The 26247-nt window shown below is 44.4% G+C and carries 19 protein-coding genes and 1 pseudogene; 7 read left to right on the forward strand and 13 right to left on the reverse strand.

The genetic code is table 11. The annotated features are described in order from the left end of the window. Positions 1 to 86: 86 nt before the first annotated feature. From JV36_RS0106145 to JV36_RS0106155, 3 genes are all read right to left on the reverse strand, one after another. Positions 87 to 1823 carry a hypothetical protein gene (locus JV36_RS0106145; protein WP_032096306.1) on the reverse strand — a complete coding sequence of 579 codons (1737 nt, stop codon included), beginning with the start codon at positions 1821 to 1823 and terminating at the stop codon, positions 87 to 89. Positions 1824 to 2024: 201 nt separating this feature from the next. After that, entirely contained in the window at positions 2025 to 3458 is a 1434-nt protein-coding gene (mltF, locus tag JV36_RS0106150) for a membrane-bound lytic murein transglycosylase MltF (RefSeq protein ID WP_200883137.1), read from the reverse strand. A 158-nt stretch (positions 3459 to 3616) separates the two neighbouring features. Then, positions 3617 to 4573 carry a DNA ligase gene (locus tag JV36_RS0106155; protein WP_152561548.1) on the reverse strand — a complete coding sequence of 319 codons (957 nt, stop codon included), beginning with the start codon at positions 4571 to 4573 and terminating at the stop codon, positions 3617 to 3619. Positions 4574 to 4734: 161 nt separating this feature from the next. On the opposite strand from JV36_RS0106155, the gene JV36_RS0106160 reads away from it, so the two are divergent. Further along, positions 4735 to 5577 carry a DUF4198 domain-containing protein gene (locus JV36_RS0106160; RefSeq protein ID WP_052010200.1) on the forward strand — a complete coding sequence of 281 codons (843 nt, stop codon included), beginning with the start codon at positions 4735 to 4737 and terminating at the stop codon, positions 5575 to 5577. 77 nt (positions 5578 to 5654) lie between these two features. On the opposite strand, the gene JV36_RS0106165 is transcribed toward JV36_RS0106160, so the two are convergent. From JV36_RS0106165 to JV36_RS0106180, 4 genes are all read right to left on the reverse strand, one after another. Next, complete coding sequence (locus JV36_RS0106165) at positions 5655 to 6059, reverse strand: hypothetical protein (RefSeq protein WP_032096305.1); 405 nt, start codon at positions 6057 to 6059, stop codon at positions 5655 to 5657. A gap of 169 nt (positions 6060 to 6228) precedes the next feature. After that, complete coding sequence (locus JV36_RS0106170; RefSeq protein WP_081926548.1) at positions 6229 to 8022, reverse strand: ATP-binding protein; 1794 nt, start codon at positions 8020 to 8022, stop codon at positions 6229 to 6231. A 262-nt stretch (positions 8023 to 8284) separates the two neighbouring features. Then, positions 8285 to 11095: a bifunctional aconitate hydratase 2/2-methylisocitrate dehydratase gene (locus tag JV36_RS0106175; RefSeq protein WP_032096304.1), complete on the reverse strand. Its 2811-nt coding sequence runs from the start codon at positions 11093 to 11095 to the stop codon at positions 8285 to 8287. Between the two features lie 416 nt (positions 11096 to 11511). Next, positions 11512 to 12714 carry a PQQ-dependent sugar dehydrogenase gene (locus JV36_RS0106180; RefSeq protein ID WP_152561547.1) on the reverse strand — a complete coding sequence of 401 codons (1203 nt, stop codon included), beginning with the start codon at positions 12712 to 12714 and terminating at the stop codon, positions 11512 to 11514. An 89-nt stretch (positions 12715 to 12803) separates the two neighbouring features. Between JV36_RS0106180 and JV36_RS0106185 the strand changes: the two genes are divergently transcribed. From JV36_RS0106185 to JV36_RS0106205, 5 genes are all read left to right on the forward strand, one after another. Further along, positions 12804 to 13313, forward strand: a complete 510-nt coding sequence (locus JV36_RS0106185) for a hypothetical protein (protein ID WP_052010198.1) — start codon at positions 12804 to 12806, stop codon at positions 13311 to 13313. Between the two features lie 138 nt (positions 13314 to 13451). Beyond that, positions 13452 to 15023: an AMP-binding protein gene (locus JV36_RS0106190; RefSeq protein WP_032096303.1), complete on the forward strand. Its 1572-nt coding sequence runs from the start codon at positions 13452 to 13454 to the stop codon at positions 15021 to 15023. Between the two features lie 278 nt (positions 15024 to 15301). Next, the gene (locus tag JV36_RS0106195; protein WP_032096302.1) at positions 15302 to 16474 is read left to right on the forward strand and encodes an FIST signal transduction protein; all 1173 of its coding nucleotides are present in this window, start codon (positions 15302 to 15304) and stop codon (positions 16472 to 16474) included. After that, the gene (locus JV36_RS0106200; RefSeq protein WP_052010197.1) at positions 16471 to 19059 is read left to right on the forward strand and encodes a hybrid sensor histidine kinase/response regulator; all 2589 of its coding nucleotides are present in this window, start codon (positions 16471 to 16473) and stop codon (positions 19057 to 19059) included. The genes JV36_RS0106195 and JV36_RS0106200 overlap by 4 nt, the downstream gene beginning before the upstream one ends. Further along, positions 19049 to 20143 carry a response regulator gene (locus JV36_RS0106205; RefSeq protein ID WP_032096301.1) on the forward strand — a complete coding sequence of 365 codons (1095 nt, stop codon included), beginning with the start codon at positions 19049 to 19051 and terminating at the stop codon, positions 20141 to 20143. Before JV36_RS0106200 ends, JV36_RS0106205 begins: the two co-directional genes overlap by 11 nt. Positions 20144 to 20288: 145 nt before the next feature. On the opposite strand, the gene JV36_RS0106210 is transcribed toward JV36_RS0106205, so the two are convergent. From JV36_RS0106210 to JV36_RS0106235, 6 genes are read right to left on the reverse strand one after another with little or no spacing between them, the layout of a single operon-like run. Next, positions 20289 to 21638, reverse strand: coding sequence for a tetratricopeptide repeat protein (locus tag JV36_RS0106210; protein WP_032096300.1), 1350 nt, complete (start codon positions 21636 to 21638; stop codon positions 20289 to 20291). Positions 21639 to 21644: 6 nt separating this feature from the next. Then, positions 21645 to 22253: an energy transducer TonB gene (locus tag JV36_RS0106215; protein ID WP_032096299.1), complete on the reverse strand. Its 609-nt coding sequence runs from the start codon at positions 22251 to 22253 to the stop codon at positions 21645 to 21647. A gap of 3 nt (positions 22254 to 22256) precedes the next feature. Further along, the gene (locus JV36_RS0106220) at positions 22257 to 22664 is read right to left on the reverse strand and encodes an ExbD/TolR family protein (protein WP_032096298.1); all 408 of its coding nucleotides are present in this window, start codon (positions 22662 to 22664) and stop codon (positions 22257 to 22259) included. Positions 22665 to 22695: 31 nt separating this feature from the next. Then, positions 22696 to 23214: a MotA/TolQ/ExbB proton channel family protein gene (locus JV36_RS0106225; protein WP_032096297.1), complete on the reverse strand. Its 519-nt coding sequence runs from the start codon at positions 23212 to 23214 to the stop codon at positions 22696 to 22698. A gap of 2 nt (positions 23215 to 23216) precedes the next feature. Beyond that, on the reverse strand, positions 23217 to 24581 hold the full coding sequence (locus JV36_RS0106230) for a MotA/TolQ/ExbB proton channel family protein (protein WP_032096296.1): 1365 nt from the start codon (positions 24579 to 24581) through the stop codon (positions 23217 to 23219). A 13-nt stretch (positions 24582 to 24594) separates the two neighbouring features. Next, positions 24595 to 25353: a DUF3450 domain-containing protein gene (locus tag JV36_RS0106235; protein ID WP_032096295.1), complete on the reverse strand. Its 759-nt coding sequence runs from the start codon at positions 25351 to 25353 to the stop codon at positions 24595 to 24597. Between the two features lie 223 nt (positions 25354 to 25576). Between JV36_RS0106235 and JV36_RS19860 the strand changes: the two are divergent. After that, positions 25577 to 26247 (forward strand): annotated as a pseudogene (locus tag JV36_RS19860) (IS3 family transposase); the annotation flags it as partial.

Raw genomic sequence — 26247 nt, forward strand, 5'->3', positions numbered from 1 at the left:
TAAGCGTAAAAAGCCGCCAAATTCGACTTATTATTGGATAAGTAGTTTATACATTAATCTGGGTAACATCCAATGGTGCAGTTACCTCAAAAACTTCTCAGTAACGGTGCACTCGTTGCAACGCCAAAAGATAAAAATGCTTCATTTAACGCAATTGACACTTCGCATAGCAACTCAGGTTCATCCACATATGACGCGGCAGAAGCAACCACATCTATGTAGGAGTCGTTTTGTTCGCGCATAATAGTTAGCACCTTTTGAATATACTCTTGCTGAGTCTCTTCATCCATGACGAGATGGGCTTCTTGATAAGTACGGATTAACGCAGCAATCGCGTCTTGCTCCTGTGCCCTCAGTTCGGGAGAAACGGTTCCTTCATTGCCATAGCTGTTTTCGTCAGGAACCTCTTCAGGATACGTAAACGAGGCACACGCTAGGGGAAAATCTTTTTGCAGCGCTTTCATTTGGGCTATTTGCGAGTGCCAAAATTGAACCACTGCCTCATCACTTGCTGTCGAAAGATACATTGGCAATAACTCATCGTACAACAAGACCCGAAATTCATTGCTAATGTGGTTTTGGCTTTTACCCGTCAGCATGCCGGCTAGATTAATGTCGATGGCTCGCTGGTATGCGTCAGGGTCGTGCTGCTTCATCGCTACCATAAAATCTAGCGTTAAAAGACCAGACTCTATTTCTGCTGGTGTTATCGAAGAATCAGGCCCTAAACCGCTTATTGGATATAAACTTGAGTCTACAATATCGTTAACAATGTTGACATTGAGTAGCTCTTGGGGCGTCGGTACCCAAAATGTGTCGTTAGGAGTACGCATTACCTTTTTAATAAACCAGGCAGGAAGGTTTTCGCCCTCGTACGCTTTTTTCATATCAGCGCCGAGCTCTGTGTTGTCGTGGGCCGATGCAGTCCCAACACCAGGCGCATGAAACTTGAGCTTACCATTTTCACCAAGCGTTCTTTTTGCCCCGGCAACAAAAAGTAAGGTGCAGGCGGATGCACATTCAGTTTTCACGTAAGTCTCTACACCACTGCGTTTAATGGTATCCATCATGCGTATTGCAGCAAGAATTCGACCGCCTTGGCTATGAAGGTGAATGCGATTTATGTTTGGATACAGTGCAAATTGCTCTTTGAGCAGTTCGTTTGAGCCAATTTCGATGTGACCCATTAGCTCCAAATCATAGCCATCATTGAGTACTCTGAATTCGGTTTTTTCATAGGGTCCATCACCCACCAGCATTTCAATACTGGCCTTTATCAGTGGAAACCCCGTGTTATACATGGTAACTGAAAAGGTAAGTAAGCTAATACCCAGCATAATAATCGCAACATTTGCCCATCCTGAACGGCCCGTTCGCAAAGGGTGCTTTAAGGCGGTTCTGAATAGACCAACGGACTGCCATGTAACGACAGTAATAATAAACGTATAAAGTAAAAGAGAAAGCCCTCCTAACTGCCACTTAGCCGTTGTTTGCTCCATTGCCACTGCTATTAGCGCGTTAAAAGCATAGATGAGTAGCGACGTCGCAATACCAACAACCCAATAGCTCATTGGCAGCGATACCTGGCCCCGCCAATATCGAATAAACCAGTTTGGATGGAGTGTTTCCACGAGAGGTGTGAAGCCGTTTTGTGATTGGCTAAGTTGCCCGGCATTCTCTTGCTGCACGCCTGGGCTATCGTGTCGTGAGGCAATTTCTTTTAGTATCAGCTTCACACGCTCTGGATGAGCTTCTTTATCAATATTTGATAAGGCATCGTTTAGCTCGTAAAGCGAGTATTTAGCATAGTTTGGATGGTCCAAGTTCAATTCCATTTGTTATTTTATTTTGATGACGTGTTTAGATGGAGTGCTTTATTGCGCGTTTTGGTTACATGCATACCCGCACTAACAGGACAGTAAACCGCCTTTAATATACCGAATAAGCGTGCCCTATCACAGTTAACAAATAGCGGTGGCTCAATGCTCTTTAGTCCCTGTTCTTTACCCTACACGATGTACACCCTAATCTAACTCATTTTCTATAATATGCTGATACTCACGAATTCGCTGCACGTACCTTACAGGCTCTGTACCGCGGGCGTAGCCATAGCGTAAATCTTTGTAATATCGCTTTTCGCTAAGTAAGGGCAATACTTGCTTCATATCGGCCCATTTATGGGGGTTCAAATTAAGTTTGCGCGCCAAAGTTTGCGCATCGTGTAAATGTGCACGGCCTACGTTATATGCGGCTAGCGCAAGCCAAGTGCGATCAGGCTCTTTCACTTCATCAACAAATCGGTAGGTTCTGATTTTAGCAAGGTAGCGCGCGCCACCAAATATACTTTGCTTAGGATTTAGCCTGTTTTTCACCCCTACTTCTTTGGCTGTTTGTTGTGTCAGCATCATTATACCGCGAACACCTGTAGGGCTTATTGCATCAGCTAACCAATGGGACTCTTGATACGCTTGTGCCGCTAATAAGTGAAAGGGTAATTTGTACTTTGTTGCAGCGTCGCTGAAATACTGCGTGTATTCAGGAAACCGCTTTTCAACTCGGCGAATAAACGTACGCGTATCCACATAGTCAAACACCTCAAAAAAACCGTAATATTGGTCTAACATGCTCTCTAAACGACCGCTTTTTTCGTATTCGAGATACCAGTTATCGAGTTCAGCACTGAGTCCTGCGCTAGATTTATGTAACATCCACGCTAAATTTTCGCTTCTTGCAAGGTTAAAAGGAGCGATTAACTCTGGGAAGTATCGACGGTTAAGATCAACAATATTGGAGTCGGCCACACTGCAATCAATTTCCCTCTGCCATACCTTGTAAAGAATTTGCTCGGTGGATAATTCTGAGCTCTCCACCCAACTAAGCTTTGGGTATTGTTCCTGTAACTCTTTAAGTCGCTCACTGTAGGCAGTGCCCTCAGCCACCATTATGTTAAGCCCTATTAACTCATCTATGGTTTCTGGCTGGACATTATCTCGTCGGCAAACCACCTGCTGTGTAATGTCTTGATAGTTAGGCCCAAACACAAACTCCTTTGCTCTTGCTTTTGTTTGAGTGAGTCCCGCCGCAGCGATATGCCCTTCTTTGTTTCTCAACGCCGCTATCACCGCTTGTATAGAGGGTTTTTCAATTATCTCTAGCTCAACACCTAAATGAGAGGCAAACGCTTCGGCCATATCAAACTCTGGCCCTTTAGGCAGAATATCTCGTCCTATAAAGTATGTGGTGGGAGCATTTCGAGTAATCACTTTTAAGACGCCTGACGCCTTAATTTGTGAGATGAGTTCACTTGATGCGATATCTGAATTTTCGGGCTTTTTTCCGGTCTTTTGCTCAGTATGAACAGCAGAATTATCTTCCTCACTGCCATTCGGTGACTTTTCACATGCGGCAAGTGAAAAAACGATTACAGCGAAAAACAACATTTTCCATAAAGACTGCATTACGACTACCTTATCTATCCTGTCTTAAGCTTCAAAAGCAACGTTACCAGTTTGAGCAAGGCGCTAGTTAAGAAATACAACCGTATAGCACATATCTCTATTTTGCAATTTAGCGGCAATATGCGCGTTCACTTCACACTACCTTTCAATCACACGCCCTAGTTAACATTAGCCGTTGAAGTTTCTGGCAAATCTTTTTCAGGGCGAATATGCATAAAGCTGGCAAAACGAGGTTTTCCCGAATTGGTATACCCATAAAATTTATACGTAACCCACTCACCAATCTCTGGCGGGTGTTGCCTCTCGTTGTTTGAAAATCCGCTACCAAGTTTAAATTGAACGCCATCGCCCCGCTCTACTAACAACGAGCCCATCATGGTTTTAAATTTGCCCTTTCCCTTAATATGGGCAATGACCTTTGCCTCGCTATCCTGATGGCGCTTCAGTTTAAGTAAATGGGCGCTGCGACCATCAACATATCGAGCCTGCCGATGGTGAAGCATAAGCCCCTCGCCACCGGCATCGGTTACACTATTTAACTTAGCCTGTAAAGCTTCATGGGTGTGCAGCACAAATTGAGGCATTGCCAGTAGCGCAGGGCTGTTTACTTCGTCAGTAAGTCGCTTTATCTCTTGCGCTCTTTGTTCAAAAGGCTGCATGAGCAGCGGCATATCAAACACCATAAATTTTATTTTTTCCCAGCGCTCGTCAGGAATGTCAGTAAGCACAATAGACGCTGTATCTTCAAACTTACCTCGAGCAAACCACAGTTCGCCATCTAACGTAGTGTTTGGCCAAGCCCGCGTAAACCACTTTGGAGCATGGATAACATTACCCTTTCGGGTTAGAAGCTCTGTTCCTGTCCATCTTGCACGAATGCCATCAAGCTTTTCACTTATCAAATAATCACTAAGTGCTACAGTATGGTGAGACGCGGTGTATAAATTTGCCGTCTGTGTAGGTGCGCGCTGATGAACATCACCGAGCGTCTCGGCACTGACGCTTGCGACCGCTGCTATCCATACCAGTACCCCTAATGTCCATTCTAAAAATAATGCCAGTTCTAATTTGCATGGCATAAATGCCAGTGCATTCCCTCGTTTACTTGTGCTCAAGCCTCAATCCTTAAAAAACTGTTTAGTCAGGTTCAGCGTATTGATATTAGAGATTTAATATACTGTGCTTCAGGTGGGTTTTACCTGTTGTTCCTTAACTTTGCACAAATCAGTGAATGGAATTAAGGTGGAGCGAATTAAATGAAAACGGATATGAATATATGAAAGCATTTAAAATACAAAAAGCAGTTATCAACAGCCTAACCGCGCTCACGGTAGCAGCCTACGCGCCATTGTCATTGGCCCATGACTTTTGGCTTGAGCCAACGCAGTTTCATTTTGAGGAGGCATCGCCAGTAGCAGTGCAGTTTAAAGTAGGTCATAAAGAAGACATTGATAGCTGGAATTTAACGTGGGATAAAATAGTGGCTCTTCGCAACTACACCTCAACAGGAGTTGAGGATATGGCAGCAGGCATTATTCCCAAATCTAGCTTGCTACCGGGGGTGGCTAAAACCTCTACGCTGCAAGCAGGCAGTTATATTATCGGCTTTGAAAGCTATCACAGTGTGAGCGTACTAAAAGCAGACAAATTTAACGACTACGCTAAAAAGGAAGGGCTTAAAGAAGTTGTTGAATATAGAAAAGACAAAGGCCTTGAAGGTTACGATGGAGAAGAGCTGTACTCCCGAAAAGCAAAAGCGATTGTCCAAGTGGGAGAAACACTTACCGACAACGTTACCAAGCCTATTGGTCATACACTAGAAATTGTCCCCCTTAGCCACCCTTTCACACTAGGCGAAGATAACACCCTCACCGTTCAAGTGCTTTTCAAAGGCAAGCCTTTACAAGATGCATTAATAGATTCAGTTCCTCTTAAAAATGCAACTCACGAAACCCAATCATTCCTCACTGATGAGAATGGGCAAGCTACATTTACATTCAAAGAGTCTGGCGCAGTTAAACTAAATTGCGTGTGGGGAGTGCCGCTTCAAAGTAATATCAAAGCTGACTTTGAGACGTACTTTTCAAGTCTTACGTTTACAGTAAACCGTGAAAAATAATGCAATGAAAGTGCGCTGACGCTTCAATCCGCCATCTCGATATTGAGTGGCGGAGATCAAACCACAACCTGCCCTAATTAGGATGAGGCCGACAGCTTTTGCTTGTATTCACTGGATAGCCATTGTGACGCTTCATCAAAATCGGTGAAAAACAAATAATCCATAAGTTTCAATTCAGGGATTCTTTGAAACATCATTCCACGGATAACAGGGCCTTTGTATACATACGCCTTGGCTATTAGTCCCATTTCAGGTAGGCGATTTACAATGTGTTTTACCATATCAAACGCTTCAGGCGTTGCCCCTTCAACCTCGCTTATATCTGCAAGCAAAGCAAAAGGTTTCATGTTTAAACCCATGACTAACTTAAAAAGGTGCTCGCGATACTCTTCTGCACTACGCTCATTAAAAATGCCGTAAAGCTTGCTGGTTATAACCCCATTTTCATAACATATTGATAGGGTGCTTAGTTTCTTCTGCATCGCCAACCTTTATCGTTCTATACCAATGCAATAGTAGTCGATAGAAAGCGTGAAATAAATTAACTCACTAATGTTTAATTTAAACATGGGCGTGTTGATCTTTGTTGTACATTTTTGCAGCGGTCTGTGAGCTATTTAGACAAGAAAGGTTTTAGAAAAGACAGCTTCTTCAAGAAAAAACATAGCGTTCAATGAGTGTAGACAGCGCTTTGCTGTCCACGGGTTTGGTTATATACCCGCTCATTCCCGATGAGAGTGCTTTGTCTATCTCATCTGACACTACTGATGCCGTAAACGCGATAACGGATGCGGTAACGCCTGCATCTCGTAGTACCGTTGTTGTTTCTGCACCCGTCATTTCTGGCATTTGTAAATCCATTAAAATCAAATCGAATGTTCGTTGAGCCGCAATAGTTAACGCCTCATGCCCACTACTTGCAAGCGTAACAGTTACCCCTAAGTCTTCTAACAACGATTGCGCTACCACTCGGTTAATCTCATTGTCATCGACCACTAGCACTGAGCCTTTACTCATACCCTCAGCATGTATTTCTTGGCCAATGAAAGGAGGGCTTTCTACGGGTTCTGTTTTTGGCTCTAACTCACTATTCACTGTTTCATCCTGCAAGGTGAACGCTAATACAAAGCTAAAATCACTCCCCTTACCTTTTTCACTGCGTAAGGTGACATTGCCGCCCATTGCCTCGACTAAACTCTTCACAATTTGCAGGCCTAAGCCTGTTCCTCCATGAGTGCGGTTTATACTGCTATTTGCTTGAGTAAACGCGCCAAAAATATCGGCTTGCTCACACTGCTCTATCCCTTCTCCAGTATCGATGACAGAGAACTTTACGGCTTGCTCACGGGATGAGGCAGTAACACACTCAACCACTAAAGATACACTCCCCTGTTGCGTAAACTTAATGGCGTTACTAATTAGGTTATTCAGTATTTGCGATAAGCGAACTGCGTCACCGAAAACGTGGGCGCTAACGTCATCAGCAATACTTAAGTTAAGGGCAATATTTTTGTTTTGCGCAAGTTGAGAATAAAACGATACACAGGATTGCACCGTGGAAACTAAATTTACCGGCGTTGATTCTAGAGAAAGCTTTCCCGCATTGAGTTTCGAGACATCCAATACATCGTTTAATATACGATTTAACGATATCCCTGACTGTTGAATTCGCTCTAGATTTGGCCTAGCGCTTTCGCTTATTTCTTTAGACAACACAACGTCAGTAAGCCCAAGAATTCCATTTAGGGGCGTACGTATTTCGTGGGACATAGTGGCTAAAAAGCGAGCCTGTGCTGCAGATGCCTTTCGCTCTTGCGCAAGAGCGTGGTTAAGTTTTATTGTTTTGGCATTACTTTCAATTAATGCAGCTTCCAATCGGCTCACCAACTGATAGATAAGTATTGATACCACAACATTTGTAATGCATAACCTTACCCATACCGCATGGTCGTATTCTCCCTCGTAAAACGGTACAAGAAAGGTACTGCCTGCGATCACTGCCATAGAAGCCACTCGCCATTTGCCAGAAAGAAACACAATGGGAAATATCGTCATCAAGGGAAGCAAGGATGCCGGTAAAAGGCCATTACTTACAACTAGGTAAGGTGCAATAGGGCATGCAACTATTGCCCACAGCTTCGCAATTGATGCGTCAAGGTCTGAAAAATACAGCGCTGCGCAAGACATGATAAGACACCAAATACCAATACCGAGCGCAACAACAATATTGTCAGGGCGGGCAACCGCAATAACCACGATAATAACTAGCGAAAACCCCAGCATTAGTCGAAAACCGGTTTTGCGAAGTGACAGTGTTACTGTGTCAGCAGAATTATTTAGGTGAGCGTTTTCCGTAGGTGCGTTATCGGCAGATGCTTTATCTATAGGGGCTCTGTCTACAGGAGCTCTGTCTACAGGAGCTTTGTCCACAAATGCTTTTGCCATTAAAACCAGTTATCCAACGCTTAAAAATCGGTATGCGTTTGAGTATAGGTGAAAAGGCTAATATGTAAATTAGTCGTTAGTCACGGTAAGTGGCGTGATTGATGCTGTATATCGATGCTACATATCGATGCTACATATCGATGCTATATAGAGGCATTCTTTCTTTACGTAAACGCCGGTCAGAACGTAACAGAAAAGCAAAAAAAAGCCCCAAAACTGGGGCTTTTTATAAGTTAGCTGTATTTCAATAAAACGTTTTAGATTATACGTTTTGAATCGCTACGTCTGGCGTGAACTTAGGCGCTACGGCCATATCTTCAGCAGGTGGTGCGAAGTCTGTTAGGTTAATACCCTCAACCGCCGCTTTGTACTCGTCCATAGTTGGGAAGCGACCAAGCACGGCAGATAACACTACCAATGGCGTTGAGCCTAGTAGTGACTCACCTTTCTTCTCGTTAGAATCGGCAACAACACGACCTTGGAACAAGCGCGTTGAAGTAGCAATAACCGTATCACCAGGTTCTGCTTTTTCTTGGTTACCCATACAAAGGTTACATCCTGGACGCTCTAGGTACATGATGTTGTCATACTTAGTACGCGCAGACTCTTTTGGCTTATCGTCGTTAAACTCAAAACCAGCGTACTTGGTAAGGATATCCCAATCGCCTTCCGCTTTTAGCTCATCAACAATGTTGTATGTTGGTGGTGCAACAACAAGTGGTACGTTAAACGACACACTGCCATTTTGCTTTTCTAAATTGCGAAGCATTTGAGCGATAATCTGCATGTCACCTTTGTGAACCATACAAGAACCAACAAAGGCTAAATCAACGGTTTTGCCATCGTAGAAAGACACAGGGCGAATAACATCATGGGTATAACGCTTAGAAACGTCATCGTTATTCACGTCTGGATCAGCAATCATTGGCTCGTCGATTTGGTCTAAATCAACAACCACTTCTGCGTAGTATTTTGCGTTGTCATCGGGTGCAAGAGCCGGCTCTTCGCCCGACTTGATTTCAGCAATACGCTTATCAGCAAGGTCGATAAGACCCTGAAGCATGTTCGCATCGTTGTCCATGCCCTTGTCGATCATGATCTTAATGCGTGTTTTAGCAAGCTCTAGTGACGCAATCATCGTCTCATCATTTGAGATACAGATTGACGCTTTCGCTTTCATCTCAGCCGTCCAGTCAGTAAACGTGAACGCTTGGTCAGCAAGCAAAGTACCAATTTGCACTTCAATAACACGACCTTGGAACACGTTCTCACCGCCAAATTGCTTAAGCATTTGCGCTTGCGTTGCGTGAACAACATCGCGGAAGTCCATGTGGCTCTTCATTCCGCCTTTGAACGTCACTTTTACCGACTCTGGAATTGGCATTGCCGCTTCACCAGTCGCCAGTGCTACCGCTACCGTACCCGAGTCAGCACCGAACGCGACACCTTTCGACATACGAGTATGTGAGTCACCACCAATGATAATAGCGCGATCGTCAACAGTAATGTCGTTCAATACTTTGTGGATTACGTCAGTCATTGCATGGTAAACCCCTTTAGGGTCACGTGCCGTGATTACGCCAAAGTTATTCATGAAAGACATAAGCTTAGGAATATTAGCTTGCGCTTTCTTATCCCATACCGATGCTGTGTGACAGCCCGATTGGTATGCACCGTCTACAAGCGGAGAAATCGTTGAAGCAGCCATTGATTCAAGCTCTTGGCATGTCATCGGACCGGTTGTATCTTGTGAGCCTACAATATTTACTTTAACGCGAACGTCTGAACCAGCGTGAAGCGGGGTCTCAGATTTAACGCCTACCGCATTGCGGTTAAAGATTTTTTCAACAGCCGTTAGGCCTTGGTTCTTTTCTGATACTTCTTTGGAGCGCGCGTACACTTCAGGTACGTCTGTACCTAACACTTTCGCTGCAAAAGTTTGTAACTGCTTACCAAACGTTACCGCGTAAGAGCCACCCGCTTTCATAAACTCCATTTTTTGCGGAGTGAAAGCGCTTGATATATCAGCAAGTTCTTCTGAACCGTTGAACAGCTTCTTCGCTTTAGTATCGATAGTTAGCACAGTGCCAGTAGCAACAGAGTATGCTTCTTCTAGCACTGGGTCGCCATTAGCATCGCGAACTACTTCACCGTTAGCATCCGTCTTTTTAACCCAGTTTTTAAGGTCTAAGCCAATACCGCCAGTAACGTCTACGGTTGTTAAGAAGATTGGAGCGATACCGTTAGTACCTGCAACCACTGGTGCTTTGTTTACAAATGGAATGTAAGGACTTGCTGCCTCACCGGCCCAAAGTGCAACGTTATTCACACCAGACATGCGCGAAGAACCTACGCCCATTGTGCCTTTTTCTGCAATTAGCATGACTTTGGCATTCGGGTGCTTTTTACCTAGCTCAACAATTTCTTGCTGTGCTTCAGGGGTAATCATGCACTGACCATGTAGCTCGCGGTCTGCACGGGAGTGCGCTTGGTTACCTGGAGACAGTAAATCAGTAGAAATATCGCCTTCTGCAGCAATATAAGTGACAACATCAATTTTTTCTGGAACGTCAGGTAATTTAGTGAAGAACTCTGCTTTTGCGTAGCTCTCTAGAATCTCTTTTGCTATTGCATTGCCTGCGTTGAAAGACGCTTCTAAACGTTCGGTGTCAGCTTCGTATAGGTAAACCTGTGTTTTCACTACTTCAGCAGCTGGCTTCGCAACCGTTTCGTTATCTGAAAGTGCCAAATCAAGAAGCACTTCAACAGACGGGCCACCTTTCATATGAGAAAGAAGTTCTAATGCAAACTCAGGCGTGATTTCATCAACCTTTTCTTCGCCAAGCACAATTTCCTTCAGGAAAGTCGCTTTTACGCCAGCAGCGCTAGTGGTGCCTGGAAGGGTGTTGTAGATGAAGAACTTAAGAGAATCTTCGCGATGCTCATTACTTGTGTCTTTAATTTGAGCAATGATTTCTGATAGTAAATCAGCACTATCAATGGGCTTAGGGTGTAGACCTAATTCCGCTTTACGGGTCTCGATTTCTGCCAGATATTCTGAATACAAACTCATAGGGTTCTCTCGGTCATAGTTTTACGTGGGCGTAGTGTTAAGTCGGTCTTAGCTATACGCATATAAAATTGGTGCTTATTTTAACTGATTTTTGCTCGTTACGTAATCTTTGAAGTAAATCAGACCATGTGGCGAGCTGTCGTGTTTCGCTAACATTAACACTAGCCGCAACCGCGTTAACGATGTACCACAGATGGGAAAACCTAAATTTACTTTCTATTATTCATGCACTTGCGAAAACTAAGGGCAACACTTTGTGCATAAATCCCTCAATCCACTCTCACGCGCTAAATAAGCAATGGTGTTACATTTATGTCAGACATTTTTGCTGGTTATGGTTGTACCAGTTCAAATAATACACAAAACACCTCAATAAAAGTGCCATCGGGCCTTGTTAATCCCAATTAGGGCACCGCCTAGTTTACAGGCGAAATTCTAATGACTTTCCCTTTCTCCCCATCGGTAAGAAGTAGAATGTCGCCGTTAATATCGATTGCCACATCTCTTAGGCGAGTTTCTATTTTATCTAGCAGCAATCTCGCGCCTTTCACCATGCTGCCTTTTTTCAGGTTTTCTAATGGTACCGCGTATACGCGCTTTGTTTTAAGTGCTGTAACAATCGCCGTGTTTTTCAAAACCGCGAATCCGCCATCGTTATAAATAGCCATTGATGAGGGCGCTATTGACGGTGTCCAATCAAGCAGTGGGTTTACCATGCCGTCATAGCGATCAAAGGGGGAAATTTGCGCACCTGAATAATCAACGCCTAAAGTCACCACCGGCCACCCATAGTTATTACCACGCGTTACTCTATTAATTTCGTCGCCACCATCTGGCCCGTGCTCGTTAAGTAAAATATCGCCACTTTGGGTGATAACGAGCCCTTGGGGATTCCGATGCCCTAAGGTATAAACATACGGGCTCTCAGGGAAAGGCGCATTAGCGAGTGGCTCACCGTTAATAGTAAAACCCAGTACTTTTCCAAGATGCGAACTTACTACCTGTGCCTGCTCCCGATAGTCAAAACCATCTCCAGAGGTCAGCAGGTATTCCTCATTACCTAAACTTAGCAATTTAGCGCCGTAGTGCACAGGGGTGTCTCTAAACGTATTAATTTCAAACACTGGCTGAATATTCGTGACACCGGATGCTGAGGAAAACTGGCCAGATACCACCACCAGTTTATTCTCTGAGTCTGTTCCTTTTGAGTAAGATAACAACAGCGTCGATGAAGTATCAAAATCGTCAGCGGGGATAACATCTAACCAGCCTCCTTGTCCTTTGGTATAGAGACCCGGCAGGCTAACCTTAACTCTAGATTGCGCATTTGATTCACTGATAATGGCTAACTGTCCGTCACGTTGAGTAACCAAGACAATCCCACCAGGCAGTACTTCAATGGACTTAGGAAATGAAAGCCCATCGATGACTACGTTTGTTGAATATTGGCTCTCTTTGAGCAATGCCTCTTTTGACACTGGCTCTTTTGACGCTGGCTTCTTAAGCAATAATTCCTTTGGCTGTGACTTTTCCGATATGGCTTCTTGGGCCTTTATGCTTATAGGCAAGCACGCTATCAGCACTGTACTGGCTACAATCAGTGCGCTCGTTATCTTCATATTCACTCTCGCGATTGGTTTCTTTAATAACACTATCATGGTATACCCGTTTCATACGCTAAATTTATACACTCTCGATATGGTGCTTAATGCTCGCCTTTTTACGACATACTTTTTTTCGTTTTACACCTGCTTGGATTATCGCTTTTGTTTTCGCTAGCGTATTACATTCTCACTTTGTACTGTTTGAATTGACGGCACTTAACATCGATATTCCTGCGCCTGAGTGGCTGTCCATGGTGGTAGACGATCTGTTTGGTTTACTGCCAACCTACGGTGCCATTATTGCAGTCACACTGACGCTAAGCTTTTTCATCGCAAGTAGACTTAATAGCCTCCTTGAAAGGCGCGCTCTCACTCTGACAAAAAATGGCGCCACGAGCATCTTTGGCGCCGCAGGTATCTTTGGCGCCGCAGGCATCTTTGGCGCCGCAGGCATCTTTGCCGCCGCAGGCGCTATCGGCTTTTTAATTATGCTAGCAGCTATGCAGCCTATTTTAGATGTGACACTTATAGCAGGCGCTAGAAGTCACCTAGGCATTGCAGCTCAATGCATTGCTGGCTTTGTATCTGGCTTAGTCTACGGCCGCTTACGCTAAGTCACAGTGATAGTTCACCAGTAATAACATTACTTTTACTTATAATAATTTATAAACCAACAAAGATGTAAATGAAAAGTTAACTTTGCTAATGTTACGCTATTATTGAATAACTGCGCCCTACTAGGAACAAGCAATATGATAACTTATCCAGAAAACGTAACCTGCTTAGCTGATTATATCGAAAGTGTATTAACGAAGTTTGCTGATAGACCCGCATATACTGCATTGGGGCAAACGCTTACGTTTAGCGAGATTGATGAGAAATCATCCGCACTTGCCCGTTACCTTATTAATGAAGCCAAGCTTGAGCCTGGCTCTCGTGTTGCGATTCAGCTTCCAAACCTCATACAAAACCCTATTGCAGTGTACGCAGCCCTTCGTGCTGGCCTGGTGGTGGTTAATACCAACCCGCTCTACACTGAGCGTGAAATGAAGCACCAGTTTACAGACAGCGGCGCCACAGCACTTATTATTCTTAGCGACTTAATTCCTAAGTATGACGCAATTAAAAGCGATACCAATATTCGCACTGTTATTGCAACGTCTGCCACCGAACTGCTAGATCCTAGCACGGCACCGTCTATCGAAGGCACAGTATCACTATCAAGCGCCATCGAGACCGGCGCTAAAACCGCAGAATTCAAACGCCCAGCGGTAGAAAAAGATGAATTGGCCATGTTGCAATATACCGGCGGAACCACGGGGGTAAGTAAAGGGGCGGCACTGAGCCACAATAACGTGTTAGCCAACTGCATCCAAATGCTCGACAGAATAGGTCAGCAGTTTAAAGACGGCCAAGAAGTTGTCGTGTGCCCCTTACCGCTTTACCACATATACGCCTTTACGGTGTGCATGATGGCGCTGTTTTCAAAAGGCAGTCAAATTGTACTTATCCCGAACCCAAGAGATATCGATGGCTTCATTCAAACGCTTAAGCCACATTCAATAACGGCTTTTGCTGGCATTAATACGTTATTTGTTGGGTTAGGTCGCCACCCTGAATTTGCTAAACTCGACTTCTCAAAACTACACCTAACTATGTCAGGCGGCACTGCATTAACCCAAGCAGCGGTTTCTATTTGGAAAGGGGTTACCGGCAATACTATTACGGAAGGATACGGCCTGTCTGAAACTGCACCAGTGGTATCGTTTAACATCCCTGGGAAGGAAGAAATTGGCACCGTTGGGCATGAGCTTGAAGATACCGAAGTCGCATTGCTCGACAGTTATGATAAACCTGTTGGCGATGGAGAGTCAGGCCAAATCGCAGTAAGAGGCCCGCAGGTTATGCTAGGGTATTGGCAGCGCGACGATGAAACTGCAAAAGTAATGACTGAAGACAACTTCTTTAAAACCGGCGACATAGGCGTACGCACTGATTCAGGCGCGATAAAAATAGTCGACCGACTTAAAGACATGATTATTGTTTCAGGCTTTAACGTTTATCCCAATGAAATAGAGGAAATTCTCACCTCCCACCCCGACGTTATGGAAGCCGCGGTAGTTGGCAAGCCAGATGAAAAAACAGGTGAACGAGTTTGCGCCTTTATTACCGTGAGTAACGATATCAAAGTGGAAGACGTTACCGCCTTTTGTAAAGAGCAGCTCACTAACTACAAGGTACCTAAGTCTATTGAGATTTTAGAAGAGCTACCTAAATCGACGGTGGGCAAGATTCTTCGCCGCGAACTTAGAGACAAAGGTTAAAATCAAAGAGTAAGAGACAGAGATTAACTCTACCTCGAACTATGGCATGTCGCTGACGATTTCAGAGGCATGCCGTGTTAACTCATGCCATGTTAATTCACGCACTCTTCCCAATCACGCTGCTCTATAACACCACTAAATCTAAGCAGCCGAATTTAAACTCTCAGCATTAGGGCGAGTTGGCCTAATTAAAAACGAGACAATAAGCGGTAATAAGTTGATGCAAGTAGCATTTATCACTATAAATAACCTATAGATAATATAAAAGATTACCGCCTATGCTTTCCACGTCGTTTACCTTTGAATCGCTTGAAGAAATCAAAACTCAACAGAGCGCGCTAGAACAGTTTAATCCCTCTTTGATTATCCTTTATGCCGCACCGGCATTTTTCAAAGACAACTCACGCCCAACGGAACGCTTCAGCACGATTATTGAAGACCTGAACCATATTACAGCTAACATTGTGGGTTGTAGTACGGCAGGTGAAATTAACTCCGACCAAGTTTCAAACGACACTATCGTTATGATTGCTATGAAATTTGAATTCGGTAGCTCAGTAAAGGTTCACACCTCAACACTTACCAGTATGCAAAATTCCTTTGATACCGGAGAAAAGCTGGGACAACACATCAAGCCGGAAGGTTTAAAGGGTATTTACGCACTAGCACCAGGGCTTGCCATTAATGGCTCGGCACTTATTCACGGGCTAGCGCATTCACTTTCCAGTGATGTAAAAATAAGTGGCGGCCTCGCTGGCGATAACGCCTCTTTTGAAAAGACCTATATTATTAGCCCTCAGGGTATACGCGAGGATACCGTGGTGGCGGTATGCTTTTATGGCGACAACCTATCTTTTGGCTATGGCGCATCGGGCGGATGGCGTTCTTTCGGCCCGTCTCGCAGCGTTACAAAAGCCAAAGAAAATGTCCTCTACGAATTGGACAACACGCCAGCTTTAGCTATCTACAAAGAGTATCTGGGTGAATATGCCGCAGACTTACCTGCAAATGGCTTACTGTTTCCATTAGAGGTAATCGGCGAAGATCAAAAAGGGACTGGCCTTATCCGCACCATACTTGGCATTAATGAAGAAGATGGCAGTTTAATACTCGCCGGAGATGTGGAAGAAATGCAGTACGTAAGGCTTATGCACGCTTCTACCGACAACCTGATTGATGGCGCACAACTCGCCGTGTCTAACGCCTTAACAGCCCCGAATTCTCAGCCAGCACATAGCGTGGCATTAGTGACCAGCTGTGTTGGCAGAAAGCTGGTGATGGGCGACCGCGTTGAAGAGGAGCTGGAGTGTGTGCAGGAACATTTACCGACGAACACCTGCATTGCTGGTTTTTATTCCTACGGCGAAATTTGCCCTTTTAATAATCAATCTGATAGCAAGCTTTACAATCAAACCATGTCAATGACGCTAATTCAGGAAGCAACCTCTTGAACTCATTGCTCACTCGCCAGCTGAGAAAAGCATTCGGATTGAAAAGCAACGAACAGCTTGAGCAATGGCTATCGTCTTTAGATGACACACAAACCAGTGAAATGTCTCAACATGCGTTACAACGGGGGTTAAAACACCTTATCAAGCGGGTAGACGATTCTTATCAGTTTCACGAGCGTGATATCACGCTGCGCGAGCGCAGTCTAGAACTTAGCTCTAAAGAACTTTTTGCCGCAAACGAACAAATACGCAATGAGCTAGTGGTGCAACAGAAAGTAGTGGATACACTGCGCTCTTCTGTGAACTTGCTATTAGTCGATCAGAACAAGCCTCCTATCAAAGATAATCTTGCCAACATTTCCACGCTATCAGAAATGATGCTTGAACTGACGAATGAACAAAAAGCAGTGGAAAGAAAGGTACAGCGCGCACTGGACGATGCAGAAAGTGCAAATAAGGCAAAAAGTGAATTTTTAGCCACTATCAGCCATGAAATAAGAACGCCTATGAATGCCGTCATTGGCCTCACTCATTTGGCACTCGATACTGAAGATGCAGAACACAAACAAGCATATATAGAAAAGGTAAAAAAGAATGCGGCCTACTTGCTCGACCTTATCAACAATATTTTAGATTTATCAAAGGTGGAAGCAGGCAAAATTGACGTTGCAAATGACACTTTTTCACTGACCGATACAATAGAAAAATTGGCTCATGTGTTCCAGATAAAGGCTAGCGAAAAACACCTTCAATTGCTGTTTGATATACGCATAGACCCACACCAGCCGTTTAGAGGAGATAGTGAGAAGATTTATCAGGTATTGCTTAACCTATTAAGCAATGCAGTGAAGTTCACTTCCACCGGCACTATTATTATGACCATATCAGCACGGGCTGAAAATGTGTTTTTTAGCGTTGCTGATACCGGCATGGGAATTAACGAAAATAGTAAGGCTAAGCTGTTTGACGCCTTTGTACAGGCCGACACGTCTATTTCGCGACAATTTGGAGGAACAGGGTTAGGGCTTACTATCTGCAAAAGTCTTGTAGAGCACATGGGCGGCCAGCTAGATTTTACCAGCGAAGAAGGAACAGGTAGCGAGTTCCATTTTTCTTTACCTATTATCAAAGATACTATTACTTCATCCCTTGCCACTGACCAAGCATCTATAGCTAATTCAAGTTTGGCTTCAGACCTTGCCTCAAAAGCAAACCCTAAAAAAGTGTTATGCATCAAAAGCTGCCCGTCTGTTGCCCAAGGATGCGTAATTTTAAAACAAACGCTGCACCGACTGCACATCGATTGTGAAATTATAGATATTACCCAAGATACACTTCCAGATAGTGCAGATACATCGGTGATTTTTTTACCTGACGGCAATGAAGCATGGCAACGCTTTATCACTCAATTGAAAATGGGTGAGTTTACACACCTCAACTTATGCACAGTAATAAGCTCTCGTGCAAAAGTGAACGTAATGAACAAGCTCAAAAACGCCCATGTTGAAGACATTGATGTCATTGAACTCCCCTTTACCGATTTAGACCTCTTAGCGACTTTTTCTCCATCAAATGACCATAAGATAAATCTTCATCACGACGGTCTAGAAACCAACAAGTGGCGTAAAAGGCGTCTTACCGGCAAACATGTTCTTATTGTTGACGATGACACTATAAGCATTGAAATAAGTCAGCAAATACTGCGAAACATTGGTATGAAAGTAACCTCTGCACTAACCGGAGAACAAGCTCTCGCTGTGTGTGATGAGAGTGACTTCGATGCCATACTGCTAGATTGCCACTTACCTGATATTTCGGGACAGGAGGTAGCTAATAGGCTTTCTATGAAGGATGCGTGGTCGGCTCCCATTATTGCACTGAGTACCGATGAATCCGTAGCAGCAAGAGAAAAAGCCTTTGAATCTGGAATGTGCCAATACCTGGTGAAGCCCGCTATTGCAGATTTCATTATCCATGCCATCGATAAACATATTCACTCAGGTTACACAGATATTAAAGCACCGCCCGCTGACAATGCTTTTTTAGCATCGTTAAATAGTTTTTATAACGCCTATAAGCATCCTTCCATAATAACGACGTTGCTCGATATCGCTGAGAGTTCAGAAAATACCATTCCTGCGGGCTCGCCGCTAATAAGCCAAATGCTAGATGATACAAAACGAATCGGTGCTTTTTCGCTACATCGTTACTTAGTTGAGCTACTCAATAAACACTTTGAGTCACAAGACGGTATCAAGCATGCGATTGTCACCCTATCTCAACACCTCGACGCCACCCTTCGTCTTATTGTCCATACCCTTGAAGTTGAGGCAGCGGTTCCAGCGGTAGCTTCATCTCAAGAAACTAGACAGCCACTGATAGAGAGTATTCAAGAGCTCGTGCTGCTATTGGAATCATTTGACGCTCAAGCAATAACGCAAATTGAAGACATACGCAGAGAGTACCGCAATAGCGAATACCTCGATTATATCGACAATATACAGCAGCTTTGCTCTGTGTACGATTTTGAACACGCACTTGAATTTTCAAATGAACTATTGGAAAGACTAAATAATGAGAAGTAATTTGCAGGTAACCAAAAAGCAATTTAGCGTACTGGTGGTTGACGACGAGCCTGCGAATATAGATTTACTGAGCGGGATTTTGGGCCCTTTTTACGATATAAAAGTGGCTCCATCAGGGAAGATTGCACTAAAAATTGTACAAAAATACACGCCAGATCTTATTTTACTTGATGTCATGATGCCTGAAATGGATGGTTTCGAGGTGTGTCGAAGACTTAAATCAGATAAGCGATTATTAGACATACCCGTTATTTTTGTCACGGCACTGATTCAAGCGGCTGATGAAGAAAGAGGCTTCGCATTAGGCGCAATCGATTATATTACTAAACCCGTTTCGCCCAGTATCACCCTAGCCAGAGTAAAAACGCATATCTCCCTCGCCCATCAAATGCGAACAACAGAGGAGCTCGTAAAACAACGCACTGCTGACTTACAGCTTAGTCAGCAAAGCGCTATTACTATGCTTGCCGCTGCCGGACATTACAACGATAACGACACAGGCCATCATATATGGCGCATGGCCGCGTACAGCAAATGTCTAGCGATAGCCAGTGGATGGGACTATGACAGTGCAAACCTGCTCGCTCAGGCCGCGCCCATGCACGATACAGGAAAAATCGGCATTCCCGATAACATATTAAAGGCGCCTAGAAAGCTTCACATCGATGAAATGAACATCATGAAAACCCATGCTGCAATAGGTCATAAAATACTGTCCCGGAGTAAGACTCCACTGTTTGATATGGCCGCTGAAATTGCGTTGTGCCACCATGAAAAATGGGACGGCTCTGGTTACCCAAATGGTCTAAAAGGAAACGACATTCCACTTAGCGCAAGAATAGTCGCTATTGCTGATGTGTTTGATGCGCTTACCATGAAGCGTCCCTACAAGAAGGCTTGGGCGAATGAAGAAGCATTTGATTATATTCTTAAAGAGTCCGGTAAACACTTCGACCCAACTTTGGTAGACGTATTTTTGGATATACAAGAAGACCTACTCAAAACCAAAGCCTATTGGAACAGTCTTGAAGCCCGAGGCATAATGCCGTCGGTCGCTAGTTTTATACCCGACGAACAATACTAATACCAGTCCACCACAAAACAAAAAGACCACAAAGCAGTGTCTGCTTTGTGGTCTTTTTCAGTGTTTTAATAAGTAGCTAAAAACGATTACAGTTAGCGTACATTGGTCTAGCTAGTGCCTTGGTCTAGCTAGTGCCTTGGTCAATCTAGCTTGCACCTAACTCTTCAGCAAGGCGCTCTGCCTGATTTTTTTCACCCTGCACAAAAGACTTCCATTGCTGCGCCATAGCGCGGCTCTTCTGGTGTTTTTCTGCCTCTGCAAGTTGATTCAACGCCAATGCATACTGTTTTTTGTTAAACAGCGCCATGCCCTTTACCAAATACACAAGGCCTGGGTTTCTCAAATCGCCCTTTTCAATGGCTCTATCAACAGCATCAATAGCATCATCCCAGCGCTCTTCGTTGAGCAATATCTGCGCAAGTTGTGCGTCAAGCTCGCCATCGTCAGCCAAATTAGCGGCCTGCATCATGACTGGAATGGCTTTGTCTTGCTCTTTGGCTAGTGACCAGCTTTGACCTAAGAACTTTAAATTACGCAAGTTCTTCTCTAGCACGCCGTCATTCATAGCTTGTTCCATCAGCTTCGCACCTTTATACGGTGCCCTGTGATAGTAATAAAGCTGTGCCATATTAAATATGTCGGCAGAGGACTCTACAAAACCACGCTGATAGGCAGTTTCCATAATAGCTAACTGCTTTCGCTCTTCGCCAAGCTCGCCGAACATACCGGCTAACTGGATCCAATATTTAGGCTCATCGAACAGCTTTACCAATTTAACCAGTACGTCTTTCACCTTTTCAGGCTGCTTTAACTCATAAAACACAGCGCGCTGAAGGATCAACCAAGATTCATCAGGTAACATCCCCTCAGCTTCGTGGTCGACAACGGCCTGAGTAATCCAGTCTGCCGCAAGTTCGTATTGCTTATTTTGATAATACGCTTGGGCCTTAATCACTTTGTTCTTTGGTGGAACTGGGCCTGAGTTGAGCGACTCCCAACGTTCTATGTACTTAATAGTATCGTCGTAATTACTCTGCATCAGATTAAGCTGTGCCAAACTGAAAAGCGTCGTCATTTCAAACTTTTCAGGAATAGGCTGCTGTTCTACTACTTTTGCAAAAGATGCCAGCGCTTTGTCGTAGTCTTCATTGTTGTAATAAATAAAGCCGAAAAAGTTGTACATCATCGCTTTTTCGTATGAATTCATTGAATCAGACTTGTCTTCTACCTCTTTTAAGATAGCAATAGCTTCATCAACGTTACCCGCTTCATCCGCTGCCGTTTGCGCGCGCGATAGTTGCTCATATACCTTGCCACGCAGCGTAGGTACGCGGCGTGTTTTCTTTTCACTGGCTTTTTGCTCTTGAGCGTGTGCGTCGGTTGCAACAAACATACTTGGTGCAGATACCGCAACGACAGTAAATGTAAATACTGCAGCGCTAAGCAGCATGCTTGGCAAAATACTCGATAAAGGCCTAGCCTGTTTCTTCATCATGTTCTGCTACCCGTCAATTTGGAACGAAATGCGGTTTTGAATACCGGATACTTCGGTCGCTTCGCCATTTACCACTCGAGGTTTGTATTTGAACTTCATTGCAGCGTCGATAGCCGCTTGCTCAAAAATACCCTCTGGATTAGCTTCAACTACTATTGGGTTGCGCACTGCACCTTGCTTAGTCACAGTGAACTCAACAATTACAAACCCTTCAATACCACGTTGCAATGCGCGGCGTGGATATACTGGGGCTACTTTAACAATAGGTAAGTATTCGCCATCACCCGACTCAAGCGCGAGTCCGCCGTCTAAAGAAATATCATCGCCAACATCTGCGCCAAAATCCATTGAAGAACCTTCGGCATTGGGTGTAGGTGAATCCATTTGCGGCTGCTGCATCTGTGGCGGCGGCTGCTCAGGCTTTGGTGGCTTCTTAGGCTTGCGATCTTTCTTCTCGACCTGCTCATCCTGCTTAACCCTTACAAAGTCAAGCACGCTTCCCTGAGGCGGCTCAGTTAGTGCGCTGCCACCCATCTTGATCAATGACTGCATCAAGAAGAACAGGCCTAACGTGATCGCAAGGGAAATTACAAATGCGATTATATATCGTGGCATGATTTATGGCTCTTGAGCTGCAATCGAAACGTCATACACACCTGCAGCACGCGAGGCATCCATCACTTTAATAAGGGTCTCAGTTGTGGATTCTTTATCTGCTTGAATCACAACCGTACCCTGAGGATTTTCTGCGTGCAAGCGCTCGATATTTGCCTGAACGGCACGAACATCGATGCGGCGTTTGTTAATCCAAATTTCACCTTTATCTGAAATAGCGATAAGGATGTTCGCGCGATCCTTTTTAACAGCCGTTGCTGCTTCAGGACGGTTTACATCGATACCCGCTTCTTTCACAAACGATGCAGTCACGATAAAGAAAATCAACATGATAAATACGACGTCCAACATGGGCGTCATGTCGATGGTTGCTTCTTCTTCATCGACCAAATTTTGAAAGTGCTGCTTCATAATAAATACCTTACCTTAATGCGACGTCGCATTAACGTTGAATAATCAATGCATCCTCAAGATGCGTGCGTTCAGACTTCACCATACGATTTAACCAGGTAGCAGCGAAGACACCAGACAGTGCCCCAACCATTCCTGCCATAGTAGGAATAGTCGCTTTCGATACGCCCGAGGCCATGGAACGGGCGTTGCCCGAACCAGAGATAGCCATAACGTCGAATACTTCTATCATACCGGTTACTGTACCCATCAAACCCAACAGCGGACAAAGCGCTACAAGAGCCTGAATAATTGGGATACTGCCATTTAGCCGTATAGTTAACTGCGAAATCGTTTTCTGACGTACTTGCTCAGCAAACCAAGAGGAGCGATCGTTTCGTGCTTTCCACATCGCGACCGCATCTTTTTTTGCTTGCTTATGCCAAACCAACAGATACATTGCACGCTCGAGGATCAAAAGCCACATAACGAATATCAGCAGACCAATGACCAGGAGAACCTGGCCACCTGTTTCTGTGAAATCGCGAATTGCTTCTAGAAACTCGATCATAATTAGCCTCGCTCAGAACGCTCTGCGATAACGCCAGATGCTTGTTCTTGAAGAATGTACACAATGTTTTTAGAACGTGTGTTAAGCATTGCGTAAAGCAATGTCATCGGAATCGCTACCACAAGACCAAGAACCGTTGTGACAAGTGCCGTTGAAATACCGCCAGCCATCAGTTTCGGGTCACCTGTACCAAATAAGGTAATTGCTTGGAAGGTATTAATCATCCCCGTTACCGTACCGAGTAGACCCATCAAAGGCGCTACTACCGAGATAATCTTGATAATAGTAAGGTTGCGACCTAACTTAGGTACTTCACCTAAAATTGCTTCAGTAAGATGAAGCTCTAGCGCTTCAACATCGGCGTTAGGATGATCGTCACGTACTTTAAGAACGCGACCCAGTGGGTTATTAGTTTTCACTTCCTTGCTCTTAAGCTGCTTGTTCACTTTCATGCGAATAAGAGAAAGAGACACCAAACGCTCTAAGGCAAGTAGAAGGCCAATTGCACCAACCACTAGAATGATATATCCAACCGGACCACCCTGCTCCACACGCTCTTTCATGTTAGGCGCTTGAACAAGAAGACCAAGGATAGAACCACCCGTTGGGTCAATACCAAACTGCACTAGCTCGCCACTTGATGCTTGAAGCTCTGCCGCTGAATCGTTGTAACGGTCGGCTGGCTGACGAATAAGTTCTGATACCGTGCCAGTGACACCGTTGTAATCTAGGTATTTACCGTCTGATACCAAGGCAAATGGACCTACGCGAACTACAGGCTTATTCACTTTCTCACCACCGGCTTCTACAACGTCTGTTGTGAAGGTAGTGACTTTGCCAGATTCCGTCATTTCACGCTGCATCTCAAACCATACGCGCTCAATCTCTTCAATTGATGCCAGCTTTGAGCTTGAGCCCATGTCCTGCGCCATCTTGTCTAAGAAGTCAGACCGACCAGGAATTTGCGCTGAAATAACAGAGTTGTAAAATTTATTCTTAGTATCGCCAGCAATTTGCTGCAATACACCGAACAACTCTTTAAGTGAACCAAGACGAGTGTCTAGCGCACCGTTAAGGTCTGCCAATTTAAACTCGTTTTCTTCAAACTGTGTTTCAAGTTGCTCTGATTGCACTAGCATTTGGTCGCGTTTTTCACGGGTTTCGCGAAGAATGCGGTCTTGCTCTGCACGTTGCGCTTGGAAATCACGCTCGCGCTGTTTATTTTGCTGTGATTGTGCAAATTGGCCTTCTTCAAGCTGCTTTAGCAGGGCGTCTAGGTCCATTGCACGGTCACTTTGTGCCATTGCACCAGCGCTGATACTAAGGGCTACTAGACCAACAGCGATACGTTTTACTGTATTAAACATTCTCATCAACCTCTTAGTCTGTAATTGCTACTGGCAGCATTAGCAAGTCTGGGGCAAGCTGTTTCTTCGCCATGCGCAGACCTTTTGTGATTTGTGTACGGTAGCTGCTATCAAGCTCTTCCCACTGACGGGTTTGCTTGTTCCACACGCCCTGCATGCTCGCGTCGCGTGTTTGATAAATAAGTGCAGTGCGACCAAGTCGTAAAAACTCTACGTCACGTTCTTGACCTTTAATTGAATGAAGGCCGCTGTACGACTCCATAGTGCGTCCGTAGTCCATTTCAACTTGGAACGCTTCCATTACGCGACGGAATTTTTCAGACGCTGCAACATCCGCTCTATCCATCATCGCTCTTAAATCAGCAACGCGGTTAGCACGCTCTTCTGGAAGAAACGGCATGTCTAGCTCGATAAATTGAGCCAAGCCATCAATCATACGCATCATTAGAGGCGTAATTTGGCGCTCAACAACAGACACTTCATCAATTGCGGCGTTCAAGTCATCCATTTCTTGGTTTTGACTGTTAATTTGCTTACGAAGCTGAGTGTTATAAACCTCAAGACCTTCGATTTCTTTCATTAACGTTTTGAACTGTTGAAGTTTGCTGTCAATCTGATCGGTAATACCGTTTATTTTTTCCTGCGATTTTGCCGCAGACTCATTAATTTTCGCTGCCTCATCGACAACGGGTTTTAAGACTTCATCGTCTTGTGCTAGTGCTGGTGTCGCTGAAAGCAGACCTGCAACAAGCAAAGCGTTGATAAGCTTCATACATTCAAACCTTTTAAGTTAAAAGAAATCGGATGTAACCGACTATAAGTTTCTGCGCGTAGGATAGGAGTTTTCTGTGACAGTTTTATTACGGAACTGTCATAAATAAACCGAAAGTGTTATCTGTTACACATAAAAAAGACCGCTGAAAAGCGGCCTTTTTATTAGATTTGACCCGCCCTAAATAGCGTTGACACTTTTCAAACTTATTTTGGAGAGTGTAATGCAATCAACAACTAAGCGTAGTCAACGCGATTATTCCCTTGCTTTTAAATTAGCAGTTGTAGAGCAGGTAGAAAAAGGAGAAATGACCTACAAACAAGCCCAGGAACACTATGGTATTCAGGGTCGTTCAACCGTTTTAGTTTGGCTTCGCAAGCATGGTCGGTTAAATTGGTGTGAAGGCACACCTGAACTTTTTAAGCGAGATGGTCGCGTGGATAAACCTCACACAGCGCTCACGCCTGAGCAGCGTATCAAGGCTTTGGAAAAAGAGCTCGCAGATACCAAAATGAAAGCAGAGTTCTTTGAAGCGGTAGTTAATGTGCTTGAGACTGATTATGGAGTCAGTGTTGTAAAAAAGCGCAAAGGCAAGTCATTCAAAAACAGGTAGTGGATACACTATCGATAGCAAAAGCATGCAGATTCTTAGGCATATCGCGACAAGCTTATTATCAGCACCATACACGCTGTTTGAAACGCGCAAAGTATGAGGCCCGAGTTGTGCAGTTTGTTCGCTCAGAGCGAATGCTCCAACCTCGCATTGGTACGCGTAAGCTACAGTACTTAATGCAGGCTCACGCCATGAATATTGGGCGCGATAGATTGTTTTGCTTATTACGCCACAACAGGTTATTAGTGGCGCCAAAGCGTGCTTATCATAAAACTACCAAT

The sequence above is a fragment of the Alteromonas sp. LOR genome, from assembly GCF_000753865.1.
GTDB lineage: Bacteria > Pseudomonadota > Gammaproteobacteria > Enterobacterales > Alteromonadaceae > Alteromonas.